The organism is Vibrio sp. B1REV9, from assembly GCF_905175395.2.
Classification (GTDB): Bacteria; Pseudomonadota; Gammaproteobacteria; order Enterobacterales; family Vibrionaceae; genus Vibrio; species Vibrio alfacsensis.
On the sequence record NZ_CAJIMW020000221.1, the window covers coordinates 448,275 to 462,976 of the forward strand.

Sequence of the window (14,702 nt, forward strand, 5' to 3'; positions counted from 1 at the left end):
TTGCGAAAAAGTCTCTTATCTGCTTTACAACTGGCTAATTTAAAAACAAAAAAAAGAAGTGACACCTAAGGTGCCACTTCTTCATTCAAAAATAAAGTGATATAGCCGTCTAAAAGCTTAAGCTTTCAGAAGTTTTGCAATGTGTGCTTTAAGAACATCAATCGCGATACGGTTTTTACCACCACGAGGTACGATGATATCCGCATATTGCTTAGATGGTTCGATAAACTGCATAAACATTGGACGAACCGTTTGCTGGTATTGTTTAAGAACAGATTCCATTGTACGGCCACGCTCTTCAACATCACGTTTCACGCGACGCAATAAACAGATGTCCAATGGCGTATCCATAAATACAGTCGCGTGCATAAGATCGCGCAGGCGAGGATCCGTAAGCAACAAAATACCTCGAGAATGATAACCTTTTTCGGTGTCATTAGGGTTGTCGTTGCGGTACGAGTATGGTCAGCATAACTGTACTCAGGCACTTCCACTGCTTCACCGCGCACCAATTTTTCTAGGTGATCGCATAGCAAGTCGTGGTCTAACGCGCTCGGGTGGTCATAGTTAGTCTTTACACGCTCTTCCATGCTTAGGTGGCTTTGGTCGTTGTAGTAGCAATCTTCCGTGATAACACCGATTTGATGATCGCCCACTTTCTCGCGAAGCTCATTGTAAATCGTGCTCGCGATCAGACTTTTTCCAGAAGCAGAAGCGCCAGCAATACCTACGATGACGCATTGATTAATATCAGACATTAGTTTGCACCCGATGATGATTTTCTAGTCACATAATTAGATAAACTGCCTGATTATAGGGAGTTCACCCCTTAGATACTAGCTGGATTTAGGGTTTAGTTATAACTTTCTATTTACCCAGAGGATTAATCTCCGAGCAAACGTTAAAATGAACAACTTTCAACCACAGCAAGCTATTTAATCAGTTTACCATTGTAAAACTGATTGCATCTGGCTTCGACTTTCCTTGCCAATACATCGTACTACACACACGATCAGCAAGCTGTTTATAGTAACCGGCATGCTCACTTTCCGGACGTCTTGCAACAGTTGGCATACCGACATCAATGTCTTCTCTCATTGAAATATGCAAAGGAATTTGTCCTAATAATGCTAAGCCGAACTCGTGTGATATTTTCTCTGCTCCACCAGTGCCAAAAATATGTTCAACAGCGCCACATTGACCGCAAATGTGATAACTCATATTTTCAACGACCCCCACAACCGGCACGTTCACTTTATGAAACATGGCGGCACCTTTACGTGCATCAGCTAAAGCTAAGTCTTGCGGTGTTGTTACAATGACCGTGCCTGTTACTGGAATTTGCTGCGAAAGTGTCAGCTGAATATCCCCGGTGCCCGGCGGCATATCGATGACCAAATAATCTAACTCCGGCCAGTCGGTCTCGGTCAACAGTTGCGACAGCGCTTTCGAAGCCATAGGACCACGCCAAATAGCTGCCTCTGACTTATCCACTAAATAACCAATAGAATGAGTATAGATTCCGTGAGCAAAAATCGGAGACATCCATTTCGCGTCACGCACATCAGGTTTTGTATCTTCTTGACCAAGCATCATTGGTACTGAGGGGCCATAGATGTCTGCATCAAGTAAGCCGACTCGCGCGCCGGACTTGGCAATGGCTAATGCGAGGTTAACTGATGTGGTCGATTTCCCAACTCCACCTTTTGCAGAGCTGACCGCAATGATATTTTTTACGCCTTTCACCGCATTATTCACTTGGGTTTCAAGTGATTTAACCGCTTGTGTTATCTGGTAAGGAAAATCAGGTACGGTCCCCGAAGATTGCTGCTCTTTGATCCAATCGCCTAGCGCTGATTGAAGTTCGTTACTCGCAAAAGGCAGTGTAATTTGAATACCGCCTTGGGCTGGGATCCCAACGATCCCATGGATATCTGCCCAACTTTCCACTAATTGTGGGTGGTGAAACTGGTTGAGCCAATGACAAAAATCTTGTTTTGAAGTGAACTGATGCATAAGGTCTCCTTTTATACTCAAGTCACCTAAAGGCGCTTGGGTACAGTACCTCTAATCGTAGCACTCAGTGAGTCGATTCAGAACCCCAAAAAAACTAAGGCAATCCATGGCTTGATGCCTTGGCGTTATGGAGCTCATGGGGTAGTATTATCCATCAAAATTTTTTTATACCTCTCAAGAAGCGAATATTAAGTATGGCAAACGATCCAAGACTCTCTACTCCAAGGAAATTATTGGTAACTTGTGCCCTTCCGTACGCTAACGGTTCGATTCACCTAGGTCACATGCTTGAGCACATTCAAGCTGACATCTGGGTTCGCTACCAACGCCTACGTGGCAACACTGTAAACTTCATCTGTGCTGACGATGCTCATGGCACTCCAATCATGCTAAAAGCACAACAGATGGGTATTACACCAGAAGAGATGATCGCTGCTGTAAGTGAAGAGCACCAAAAAGACTTTGCTGGCTTTGATATTAGCTTTGATAACTACCACAGCACACACTCAGAAGAGAACCGTGAACTGGCTTCTCACATCTACCTAGAGCTGAAGAAAAACGGTTTTATCTCTAGCCGCACTATTTCTCAGCTGTTTGACCCTGAGAAAGAAATGTTCCTACCAGATCGTTTCGTAAAAGGTACTTGTCCGAAGTGTAAGTCAGAAGACCAATACGGTGACAACTGTGATAACTGTGGTGAGACGTACAGCCCAACTGAACTGATCAACCCTAAATCAGCTGTGTCTGGTGCGACTCCAGTCATGAAAGACTCAGAGCACTTCTTCTTTGATCTTCCTCAGTTCGAAAGCATGCTAAAGGAATGGACTCGTTCTGGTTCTCTGCAATCAGAAACGGCTAACAAAATGCAAGAGTGGTTTGAGTCTGGTCTTCAGCAGTGGGATATCTCACGTGATGCACCTTACTTCGGCTTCGAAATCCCAGGTGAGAAAAACAAATTCTTCTACGTATGGCTAGATGCACCGGTTGGCTACATGGCTTCTTTCAAGAACCTATGTGACAAAACTGACGGTCTAGACTTTGAGGAATACTGGAAGAAAGACAGCACTGCGGAACTTTACCATTTCATCGGTAAAGACATCGTTTACTTCCACTCTCTATTCTGGCCAGCTATGCTAGAAGGCAGTGGTTTCCGTAAGCCAAACAACGTATTTGTACACGGCTACGTAACCGTAAACGGTGCGAAGATGTCTAAGTCTAAAGGTACGTTTGTGAAAGCAAGCACTTACCTAGACCACCTAGATCCAGAGTGTCTACGTTACTACTACGCGGCTAAACTAAACAGCCGTATCGACGACCTAGACCTTAACCTTGAAGACTTCACGCAACGTGTAAACGCTGATGTTGTGAACAAGATCGTTAACCTAGCATCTCGTAACGCTGGCTTCATCTCTAAACGTTTTGACGGCAAGCTTTCTGAAAACTTTGCGGAGCCTGAACTATACAACGAGTTCATTGCTGCAGCAGACCGCATCGCAGAGCTTTACGAAACTCGTGAGTTTGGTCGTGCAATCCGTGAGATCACGGCGCTAGCAGATAAAGCTAACCAATACGTTGATGAAAAAGCACCATGGGTTGTCGCAAAAGAAGAAGGCAAAGATCAGGAACTGCAAGAAATCTGTTCTGTAGGTATCAACCTATTCCGCGTTCTGATGACTTACCTGAAACCAGTTATGCCAGCACTAGCAGCGCGTACTGAAGCATTCTTAAACGAAGAGCTAACATGGGAAGGCATTGCAGCACCGCTTACTGATCATGAGATCACTAAGTTCAAAGCACTGTTCAACCGTATCGATCCTAAGAACATCGAAGCAATGATCGAAGCATCGAAAGAAGACGCGGCAGCTGAAATGGCAGCAAAAGAAAAAGCAGAAGCTGAGAAGACTAAAGCAAGCCAAACTGAGCTTGATAAAGATCCAATCGCAGAAGAGATTGAGTTCGATGCTTTTGCCGCCGTTGATATGCGTATTGCTCGCATCATTTCGTGCGAAGAAGTACCGAAAGCAGACAAGTTGCTTAAGTTCCAACTGGACATTGGTGGTGAAACTCGCCAAGTATTTTCAGGTATTAAGTCCGCGTACAAACCTGAAGAGCTAGAAGGCAAGCTAACGGTGATGGTCGCTAACCTAAAACCTCGTAAGATGAAGTTTGGCATGTCTGAGGGTATGATCCTAGCAGCGGGCCCTGGTGGCAGCGAACTATGGATCCTAGAACCACACGAAGGTGCTCAACCTGGTATGCGTGTAATGTAATTCGTTACTTTACGACGAAAATAAATTATCCCCACCTAATTCGGTGGGGATTTTTTTTTGACCAGATTCACATTTTTGGGGAGTGGACGCACCAAATGTGTACGCAGCCTTTCACAATATATTCACAACCATTTGTTTTATAACAACTTAATTATTGGCATCAAAACTGCTCCCACTTAGTTGCTAGGTCAAAAGCACTAACAAGGAGTTGGTTATGTTTGTTTTGATTTCTACTTTGATCTCCGTTGCCATTCTGGTCGGGATCTACCACTTAGCGGATAAGCGAGCAAAGCAGCACGCTCGTAAGTATCGATTACTTATTCTATTACGCGATGTCACTTACTTACTTCGTCGCCACCGAGCGGTGACCCATCATACGTTTCAAGATCATCAAAATCATGACGAAGAGATAGCGACAATCAATCAAGAATTGCGCGGTATGCTACATCAATTAATAGAGACGTCTCGCTTTGAAAATAAGCCCATGTATCGCGTGCTTCAAATCAAAGTTGAGAAGTTGTTGAAACAGTGGCAAGAACACTCTTTGGCTCGTAATCAATTAGAACATGGCCGACTTATTCGCCATACCTTGTTTTTGATGGATGAGGTAACCATAGCTTGGCTTGCTGTAATTCAAAGAGAGGATCTCTACAACGAATATCAGATGAATTGGCAAACGGTCATCGACAACTTAGAGACGCTGACTCAACTACGTATTAGCATTCAAGATATTCATACTCCAGATGGCGCAATGCGAATTAAAAACTACGCTTCAGTCATGATTCGAAAGCTCAATCAGTTAGCGGTCATTACGCCATTAAGCATCACGGCACCGATGCCGACAAAATCAATACATACTTTGAATGAATATATTAATGATCGCAATCACGAGCTAAATGAAGACGAGCTCTACCGAATTACTTCTGAATTTTCTCTCGCTATATTTAATAGCTATGAACAAATATTATCAGATATCGTGGAAACCATATATCGGCCCTTGCCCACGTTACGTCTTGCATAAGCAATATCCCACTACATACAATCAACGCATAAAATAAAACCGCAGGCTCTCGCCTGCGGTTTTTGCATCCCTTTTTCAGCAAAATAGTCTGCTGAGGATTGTTTGCTAACTTGAGTTTGCTAATAACTTAAGTTTACTAACTCGTCGCTAATTAGCTTTAGTGTTCAACTTAGCTATCATCTTCAGTAAAGTTAGTTGGCAACTCTTGCTTCATTTCGTTCCAGATTTGCGCACTTTCCATACCGTAGTGACGGATCAATACTGGCAATTGGTCTCGTTGGCCTGTTTCACACGTCTCTAACAACTGTTGATAGAACTTTAGCGCCAATTCGCGAGAAGCTGGATTAGAGAAGTAGTAACTACCCACACGATCATAAAGCTTTCGCAACCCATTGAAGATCAGACCGTAAATTTGGTTACCAGAATGGAATGCCAAACGTTGGAATAGCATGTAATCGTAGTAGTTGAATGTTTTCGCAATCAAAATTTCCTGACGCTTCGCTTCATCTTTTTCGTTGTCTTCTTTAACACTTTGACGAATTTTATCAGCGTATGGGGAAGCCGACATAAACTCATCCCAAGACGGGGCTTGAATCAACGCTTCACAAGAATCAATAACATTTTTGATTGTTCGCTCAGAGCTCTCTTTATTTGCTTTGAAAGCATAGCGCATAAAAATTGGGCTGATATTGGTACGCGCGGCAAGTAAATCTTCTACGATGTTCGTTGCGTTATCAACGTCTAGCGTCATTAACGTATCTAAAATATGTAAACCCGATGTCTCCATAAACTGGTTTACTTTGGTTGGTTTACCATGCTGAATGGTCAACCATCCATCACGAGCTAAACGCTGTAATACTTCACGCAATGTGGTCCGAGTAACGCCTATGAGTTCTGATAGTTCACGTTCAGCTGGTAAAATAGAGCCAGGTGGAAAACGGCCGTTCCAAATGCTCTCAATAATATATTTTTCTGCAAACCCTGCAGGGCTCTTAGCCTTAATGACCATTCTATTTTTATCCAATATTGATTTCTAAGGGTCGATGCGACTCATCATACCACTACTTAACGATTTGCGAAAATTAACGATCAATAAATGAAACGAAATCTCAATATAGAGTTAATACTCTATATATATTCTCAATTAAAAATAGCGATTCTTCGAATCCAAATGGGTAAAACTGATAATTTGATTAAATCACTTCCACCACAAAGCAAGAATAAATAAAGCTTACTTCGTCACATTTTTCTGTTCAAAATATGCAAAATAAATTTGTATTGCCGGATGAATATTCTCTCTTAACTGCTCTTTTCTACTAATTGCACTGCATTTAAAATGCTAGGTGATTTTTCTTAAGCTTTTCATGCTATAGTAACGCCGTTTTGATCGCGTTATTACAATAAAAAAGTGGCTTTAGTCGGAAGCATTACGTTTTGTGATTGACTAAAAAATGCCGGCGTGTAGAGTTTGCGGTCAAAAGTAAGCGGTGCTTAAGTTCAGGGGAAGTAACTTGGCAAGACTGCAGTACCATAATGGATTGTTGTTTTTCTAAGTTGCTGTTTTAAAAGACTAACCAATAAGTCTAACAAACAGATACTTAAGCACTATTTAATAGTGTCTATTCATCATTTTGTTATAAAGAGAAATATCATGCCGATGTCGCTCGGAAATGCCTTTATCAAGAACTTTCTTGGTAAGGCGCCAGATTGGTACAAAGTTACCATTATTGCCTTTCTAATTCTTAACCCAATCGTCTTCTTTCTAATTGACCCATTTGTCGCTGGTTGGTTGCTTGTCGCGGAATTTATTTTCACGCTTGCGATGGCGCTAAAGTGTTACCCACTTCAACCAGGTGGTCTACTCGCCATCGAAGCCGTCGCCATTGGTATGACGACACCGGGTCAAGTAAAGCACGAACTTGTAGCAAACATAGAGGTATTGTTACTGTTGGTATTCATGGTAGCGGGCATCTACTTCATGAAGAACCTACTACTGTTTATCTTCACTAAGATCTTGCTTGGCATTCGCTCGAAGACTCTACTTTCATTAGCGTTCTGTTTTGCTGCGGCTTTCTTGTCAGCATTCTTAGACGCACTGACTGTTATCGCGGTAGTCATCAGCGTCGCTGTGGGCTTCTACTCTATTTACCACAAAGTTGCTTCTGGTAACCCAATTGGTGACCACGATCATACTCAAGATGACACCATTACTGAATTGACTCGTGATGACCTCGAAAACTACCGTGCATTCCTACGTTCTCTACTTATGCACGCAGGTGTTGGTACAGCCTTGGGTGGTGTAACAACCATGGTGGGTGAGCCGCAAAACCTAATTATCGCCGACCAAGCAGGTTGGCTATTTGGTGAGTTCCTAATCCGCATGTCACCAGTGACATTACCTGTTTTCTTCTGTGGCTTGATCACATGTGCGGTTGTCGAGAAACTAAAAGTATTTGGTTACGGTACTCGTCTGCCAGACAACGTCCGTCAAATCCTTGTAGACTTTGATCGTGAAGAGCGTAAAACTCGCACAAACCAAGACGTAGCAAAACTATGGGTGCAAAGCATTATTGCCGTTTGGTTAATTGCCGCTCTGGCACTTCACTTAGCCGCGGTAGGTTTGATTGGTCTATCGGTGATTATTCTAGCAACGTCATTTACAGGTGTTATAGAAGAGCACTCGATGGGTAAAGCGTTTGAAGAAGCATTGCCGTTTACTGCGCTACTTGCTGTATTTTTCTCTATTGTTGCAGTAATCATCGATCAAGAGCTATTTAAGCCTGTTATCGATGCGGTTCTTGCCGTTGAAGATAAGAGTACGCAGTTAGCGCTGTTCTATGTGGCAAACGGCTTACTTTCAATGGTGTCTGATAACGTATTCGTTGGTACGGTGTACATCAACGAAGTAAAAGCAGCATTGGTTGAGGGTTTAATTACTCGTGACCAATTTGACCTACTCGCGGTTGCTATCAACACAGGTACTAACCTACCGTCGGTTGCAACGCCAAACGGTCAAGCAGCATTCCTATTCCTATTAACCTCTGCACTCGCTCCACTTGTTCGCCTATCTTACGGCCGAATGGTTGTCATGGCTCTGCCATACACTATCGTGTTGGCTCTTGTTGGCCTAATGGGAATCATGTTCTTCTTGGAACCTGCAACAGCATTTTTCTACGAAGCTGGGTGGGTTGTACCAAGCAGTGCCGATTTAACGCCTGCCGTTTCTGTTGGTCACTAAAAATTTATGTTGATAAGGAAACTTATCCAAGATAAAAAGCTCTGATTACTCAGAGCTTTTTCTATTTCAAACAGGATTGAAACCCGTGGCTATTTTTGCATCACTTAATCAATTTTCGAAAGGACGCTTATCTTGGCTCCTCCTCCTTTTAGCAATTGTCTTTTTTGAAGCTTGTGCGCTGTTTTTCGAACACGTCATGATGTTAGCACCGTGCGTAATGTGTATTTATGAACGTGTCGCGATGTTAGGTATTGCTGGCGCAGCATTGCTCGGTTTCATCGCACCGAATAATGTCGTAGTAAGATGGGCCGCATTGGCCGCATGGGGTGCAAGTGCTTACAAGGGTTTGATGCTCGCGATGCAGCATGTTGAGTACCAATTCAACCCATCACCTTTTGCTACTTGTGATCTTTTCGTGACGTTCCCAAGTTGGGCTCCCCTTAACAAGTGGGCTCCTTGGATGTTTGAAGCGTACGGTGATTGTGCAAAAGTAGTATGGCAATTCCTTGGTCTTTCGATGCCTCAGTGGCTTGTGATTATCTTTGCAGGTAACTTGGTTGTACTCGCATTTATTGTCATTGCTCAGTTCTTTAACACCAAAAACAAGAACCCTATCCGATAAGAACTCTCACTAGCCTTAGTGATACACATCGTACTGTTGAAAGCATAGACATAAAAAAGCCGACGTCATACACGTCGCTTTTATACATCTTTCTGTTGTCTGAGCTAAGTGTATCGGCCTGAGCTAAGTATCTAGACCCAAATTAAGTGTCTCGCCCTGAAATGGGTTGACACATTGAGGACGAGAACTGACTTCAACAATATCGCCTAGTTCGAAGCTACTTTTAAGTACGACTTACGAGCCAATCAATTGTCTGAATTGGTATTTCCGCAGCACTGTTTGAATTTTTTGCCACTTTCGCAAGGACAAGGATCGTTACGTCCAACCCCTTTGAATGGGTTTAGACTTTTCGATTTTTTGCCAACCATCAACTCATCCGCTCCCAAAGCCACTTCATTGATCATTAAATCAAATTGCTCAACGAAGTCACTGAATGCTGGCGGAGTATCGATACCTGCTTCACGCATGTATTGCTGCGTTTGTTCTTCATCAATCGCTAACATCATTGTCGTCAATAGCGCTTGCAGCATGCGCTCAAGCCCGTCATTGAGCGCTACGTCTTGCCACTGCTCTTCAATCATTGGCCAAACAGACATAAAACCCTCAGCAAAGTCTGCCAATTGCTCCGCATTGCTGTCAGTCAACGCAAGAATGGAATATTCATTGCGTAAAATATAGTTATGCTGCTTGTGGATCTGCAGTTCAACAAGAGGTTGAATCGCTTTGTAGTCCTCGCCAAAAAGCGGTGCTAACCAGGTTTCTGGTGCTAAAGGTTTCGTGGTTAGGTTGGCAGCCAGTACCGCACCTTCCATAAATAGTGAAGATTCTTCAAACTGAACTTCACCTTTCTCAATTAGTGTGTATTGCATGACATCTGGTTTCCCATGAATTTGGCGGCATTATACCCTAGCTTTAATAAGATGCTAGTTGATGCGGAGTCAAGCGGCTGACTCTTTTAATGACAAACATCCTCCACACCGCTACAATCGCGTTCCATTTTCTCACCAAACTTTATTAGGCAAGCTATGCGAGTTGTATTAGGCCCGATGGAAGGCGTTTTAGACCATTTGATGCGTCAAATTCTGACCGAAATAAACGACTATGACCTGTGTGTCACCGAATTCGTTCGTGTCGTCGATCAGTTACTGCCTGATCATGTATTCCATCGTTTGTGTCCCGAACTACTTCAAGGTTCGCAAACCGCTTCCGGCGTGCCTGTTCATGTGCAGTTGCTCGGTCAAGATCCTCGTTGGATGGCTGAAAATGCAATCAAAGCGGCGGAATTGGGCGCACGCGGCGTCGACTTAAACTTTGGTTGTCCTGCCAAGTTGGTGAACAAAAGTAAAGGGGGGGCAGCGTTACTGCAACATCCTGAGCTTATTCATAACGTCGTTAAAGCCTGTCGTGACGCCGTTCCTGCCAACATTCCAGTAACAGCAAAGATTCGACTTGGTTGGGAAAACCCAGAAGACTGTTTTGAGATTGTTGATGCTATTCAATCTGCAGGCGCGAATGAACTGACTGTGCACGCTCGTACAAAAGAAGGGGGTTACAAGGCCTCTGAGATCAAATGGGAATACATCACTAAAATTCGTGAACGCTTTGATATTCCATTAATTGCCAATGGTGAGATTTGGAACTATGAAGATGGACAGCGCTGTATCGCAACAACGGGCGTCGACTCTTTAATGGTATGTCGCGGCGCGTTTAATATTCCGAATCTTGGCAATATGGTCAAACACAACCACCAGCCGATGCCTTGGTCAGAAGTGGTTGAACTGTTGATTTACTACTCGCAATTTGAAATGAAAGGCGACAAAGGCTTGTACTATCCAAACCGTGTTAAACAATGGTTTTCTTACTTGCGCCAAGCTTATCCAGAAGCAAATGAACTTTTCCGCGAAATTCGCGTGTTCAACAAAGCGGCTCCGATTGTTGAACATATTCAGCGTTATCGAGATAAACGACAAACGCAAGTCGCGTAATCTGCGCCCATCTCATTAATAAACCAATATCAAAAAGGGCGATTCAATCGCCCTTTTTCAATAACGGCCCCATATTTTAGAACAAGACGCACCAAGTAAAATTAATAGCAAATTTTGTTCTTACCCGTTGTTTTCGCTTGGTACAATTTCTCATCTGCAGCTTTGAATAACTCATCAAAACTTGCTAGTTCCGTCGAAGATTGAAACACCACGCCACCTGAGACAGTAAAGCCTTGCTCTACCACTTTAGTTGAACTTGATACGATAGACTGCGAAACTCGCTCTAGGATCCGTTTCATACTCTGAATGTTTTCATCATAGATCGCTACAACAAACTCCTCCCCACCAAAACGAGAAGCCACATCAGAATGACGAATATTGTGTTTAATGCAATCCGCCACAAGACGAATAGCATCATCACCAACATCATGACCAAAAGTATCATTGATGGATTTAAAGTCATCGATATCAAATACTGCCAAGGCTACGTTTTTCTTCGTCATTTTATTTCGCCATACTGTCTGTATGCCTCGGCGATTTAACAAACCTGTCATCGGATCTTTTGCGGCCAAATTTTCAAAATAACGGCGCTCCGTTCTAGCATTCACCAAAAACAACGCAACTGTACTCAATACATAAATAAAGAAAGCAACGGCGACACTGTATTTTTCGAACACCATGAGATTTTTGAATTCATCCCACACATGGTATTCATAATACAAGGTATGGTTATCACTCAAACGATCATTTTCAATCGATTCGATACGAGTGCTATTTTCAGGCAGCGCCATTACGTTCGAAATTAGGTGCACGCGTCCAGCAAGGTTATTGGTTGTTTTAAGCAGCTCCTCGACATCAAAATCTATCGATAATACGCCTTGATGCCGATCATCGTGATAGACAGGAACCGTTAAACTAATGACCTGCCCTTCATGACGGTCGAGCATCGGTGCAGGGCCGGACATCGTCACTTTAACGGTATCTTGAGCCGTTTTTTGCCAAAATGGCCTCGCTTTTAACGTATCCCATAACTCTTGAGTAAAGTACTTTGCATAAGTTTCAGGGGAAGATATGACATAGCCGTGTTCATCGATGTAATGAATACCAACAATATGAGACTCAAGATCATGCAAAAATGAAAGAGAGGGAGCAAAACCCGCCTTTTTTTCAGCGAGTTTAAATAGCTCACTATCTGGTTCGCAAAGTGCTTTTTGACCCACAATCATATAATCCAGTTCAACAGCAGGCAGGCCGCCAGAATGCGTATTTTCAAGAAGTAATACATCGATCGGCCATATGTAACACAAACCATTTTCCAACTTATGGTTGTGTTCTTTGAATAAGGGATGCGTTGGATTGGAGTAATTGATAAAACTATAATCTAAAGCAGTGAGTACCTTGATGGCACGACCTAATGCACGGTCAACTTGTGCGTATTCTAAATCAATATATCGATTCATCGCGTCATAATAATTTTTTGCTGTCACGACCATTACGACGCAAAACAAGAAAAACGGAAAGAAAATGACAAACTTGAAACTGAATCGCCTTTGATTACCCATTAATTACCACGACTGCCTTATACCTACCCTTGAACAGCATATGCTATTCAAGGGTTGTTTATAGTTTTTTATTTATGTATTCATAAATTGTAATAAATTCACTATCCGGTGTCACTTCAGTTGCCATAATTTGGACGTCAATGCTGGGATATTGACAGAAATATGACGCTCGTAGTCAACTTTCTCATTTGAATCGCAAATTTGAATCAAGTGTTTAGCATTTAAACCAAGTTTCCATAACGGAATGTCAATTAATTCTACATCTTCACTGAAGTTAAATGCTGCTACGATCGTTTCTTCTCCAAGTTGACGCGCAAAAACCACGGTTTGTTTGGATTCATACAGCCATTGAAAACTGCCTGATTGCAATGCACGGTATTGCTTTCTGATCGCGATAGATTGCTTGTACCGACCTAGCCATTGTGAGTTTTCGACCTCACTCCAAGGAAAACAACGTCGGTTATCCGGGTCTAAGCCCCCCTCTAAACCAACTTCACTACCATAATAAAGGCAAGGTGTCCCAACATATGTCATCAGGAATCTCAGCGCCAAACTCATCTTTTTCTCATGCCCTTCCAACAGCGTGAAAAAGCGTGCTGTGTCATGACTATCTAACTGATTCAACTGTGAGAGTTGATTAGAAAACGGAATTTTGGCTCTAGCTTCATCTATCCATTCTTTAAAGTCACCCACGCTGATATCGATAGGATCGTACATGATGTCTTGCTTAGCAATTAACGCTCTGACAGGGTGCGCAAAGCCATAATAGTTCATCGCGCCATCCTCTTGCCCACCTTGCAACCATTGCGTTGCTTCAAAAAAATGCTCACCTAATACATAGGCCTCCTGATTAATCGACTTGGTTGCCTGACGAAACGCTTCAACATAATGAGCATTATTCTTCGCGCCCTCTCCCTCACCGAGCATATGGATAACATCAAACCGCCAACCATCAACAGAATACGGCGGCTTAAGCCAATGCTTGATCACTGCGTCGTCACTTTGGTAAATCTTGCTACGTACTTGCTCGTTCTCAAAATTCAGTACCGGCAAGTTCCCAATGCCTTTCCAACCGATATAACGGTTAGATTCTCCTTCAAAAAAGTAATAATCACGGAAGTCAGATTTAGGATGACCATACGCCCCATGAGCTTCTTGTTTGATATCAAACCATGGGTGATGTACGGATGTATGATTAAACACCGCATCCAAAACAATCCTCATCTGCTTACTTCGGATCTTTTCACATAACCCCGCAAACTGCTCGTTGTTGCCGAACATAGGGTCAATATTAAGGTAATCTTTCGTATCGTACTTATGGTTACTTGGTGCAGTAAAAATAGGGTTAAAGTACAAAGCCGTGACACCCAACTCATCCAAGTAATCCAATTTCTGCTCAACGCCCTTCAAATCGCCACCGAAGAACTCTCGGGCACCGGTGTTTTGGTGAGAGCCGACCGCCTCGCCCCAAGATTTCACCGTGGTATCTGGATCGTACTGAGCGTAAGCCTTGCGAATCGCGAGTTCATCTTGGCTCGCTGCAAAACGGTCTGGGAAGATCTGATAGAAAACTTGCTTTTGAACCCAACTCGGCGGCTGAGACTGCGTATTGAGCTTAAAATGAAACTCTTTAGGTGGCATTCGCTTTTGTACACCACGCCCATCGAGCCAAAACTGCTGACTGCCTTTTACCAACTTGAAAACGTAGTGCGTAACATCCCGATCTTGGTTTGCAGCAAACTGCGCTTGCCAAAGTAATAGATCCCCAGCTCGCCCACATTGGGACATTTCAATCAAGTATTCTTCATTGTCAGGTTCGCATCGAACATGTACACGATCAAAGGCGATACTCTCAGTTTTCAAAATGACGGTAAGCGTTTCACCATCAAACGACAAACCATCTGATGTCTGGCTATGGAAGATAAATGGAAGGGTCATGGCAAGTGCTCTTAGTATTGGAATATTCCACTATTTTATTAAAGAGTAAT

Annotated in this window: 10 protein-coding genes and 1 pseudogene; 5 read left to right on the forward strand and 6 right to left on the reverse strand. The window is 43.0% G+C overall.

Features of this window, described 5'->3' with window-relative positions; genetic code table 11:
* Window positions 1–117: 117 nt before the first annotated feature.
* A pseudogene (udk, locus tag KHN78_RS02450) lies at window positions 118–758 on the reverse strand (uridine kinase).
* Window positions 759–939: 181 nt separating this feature from the next.
* Entirely contained in the window at window positions 940–2,016 is a 1,077-nt protein-coding gene (gene apbC, locus KHN78_RS02455; RefSeq protein WP_211919696.1) for an iron-sulfur cluster carrier protein ApbC, read from the reverse strand.
* A gap of 194 nt (window positions 2,017–2,210) precedes the next feature.
* On the opposite strand from apbC, the gene metG reads away from it, so the two are divergent.
* On the forward strand, window positions 2,211–4,286 hold the full coding sequence (gene metG / locus KHN78_RS02460; protein WP_211919697.1) for a methionine--tRNA ligase: 2,076 nt from the start codon (window positions 2,211–2,213) through the stop codon (window positions 4,284–4,286).
* Between the two features lie 214 nt (window positions 4,287–4,500).
* Window positions 4,501–5,307, forward strand: a complete 807-nt coding sequence (locus tag KHN78_RS02465; RefSeq protein WP_211919698.1) for a hypothetical protein — start codon at window positions 4,501–4,503, stop codon at window positions 5,305–5,307.
* A 169-nt stretch (window positions 5,308–5,476) separates the two neighbouring features.
* Here the strand turns inward: KHN78_RS02465 and fadR are convergent, their stop codons facing one another.
* On the reverse strand, window positions 5,477–6,316 hold the full coding sequence (gene fadR / locus KHN78_RS02470) for a fatty acid metabolism transcriptional regulator FadR (protein ID WP_211919699.1): 840 nt from the start codon (window positions 6,314–6,316) through the stop codon (window positions 5,477–5,479).
* A gap of 642 nt (window positions 6,317–6,958) precedes the next feature.
* Between fadR and nhaB the strand changes: the two genes are divergently transcribed.
* The gene (gene nhaB, locus KHN78_RS02475; RefSeq protein ID WP_211919700.1) at window positions 6,959–8,545 is read left to right on the forward strand and encodes a Na(+)/H(+) antiporter NhaB; all 1,587 of its coding nucleotides are present in this window, start codon (window positions 6,959–6,961) and stop codon (window positions 8,543–8,545) included.
* Between the two features lie 85 nt (window positions 8,546–8,630).
* Window positions 8,631–9,167, forward strand: a complete 537-nt coding sequence (gene dsbB, locus KHN78_RS02480) for a disulfide bond formation protein DsbB (protein ID WP_211919701.1) — start codon at window positions 8,631–8,633, stop codon at window positions 9,165–9,167.
* 245 nt (window positions 9,168–9,412) lie between these two features.
* Here dsbB and KHN78_RS02485 read toward each other — a convergent pair whose 3' ends face one another.
* Complete coding sequence (locus KHN78_RS02485) at window positions 9,413–10,036, reverse strand: SEC-C metal-binding domain-containing protein (protein ID WP_211919702.1); 624 nt, start codon at window positions 10,034–10,036, stop codon at window positions 9,413–9,415.
* A 156-nt stretch (window positions 10,037–10,192) separates the two neighbouring features.
* Here KHN78_RS02485 and dusC point away from each other — a divergent pair, with 156 nt between their 5' ends.
* Complete coding sequence (dusC, locus tag KHN78_RS02490; protein WP_128811234.1) at window positions 10,193–11,152, forward strand: tRNA dihydrouridine(16) synthase DusC; 960 nt, start codon at window positions 10,193–10,195, stop codon at window positions 11,150–11,152.
* Between the two features lie 101 nt (window positions 11,153–11,253).
* On the opposite strand, the gene KHN78_RS02495 is transcribed toward dusC, so the two are convergent.
* Window positions 11,254–12,714 (reverse strand): diguanylate cyclase, encoded by a 1,461-nt coding sequence (locus tag KHN78_RS02495; protein WP_211919703.1) that lies wholly within the window; start codon window positions 12,712–12,714, stop codon window positions 11,254–11,256.
* A gap of 111 nt (window positions 12,715–12,825) precedes the next feature.
* Entirely contained in the window at window positions 12,826–14,652 is a 1,827-nt protein-coding gene (gene malZ / locus KHN78_RS02500; protein ID WP_211919704.1) for a maltodextrin glucosidase, read from the reverse strand.
* Window positions 14,653–14,702: the final 50 nt, after the last annotated feature.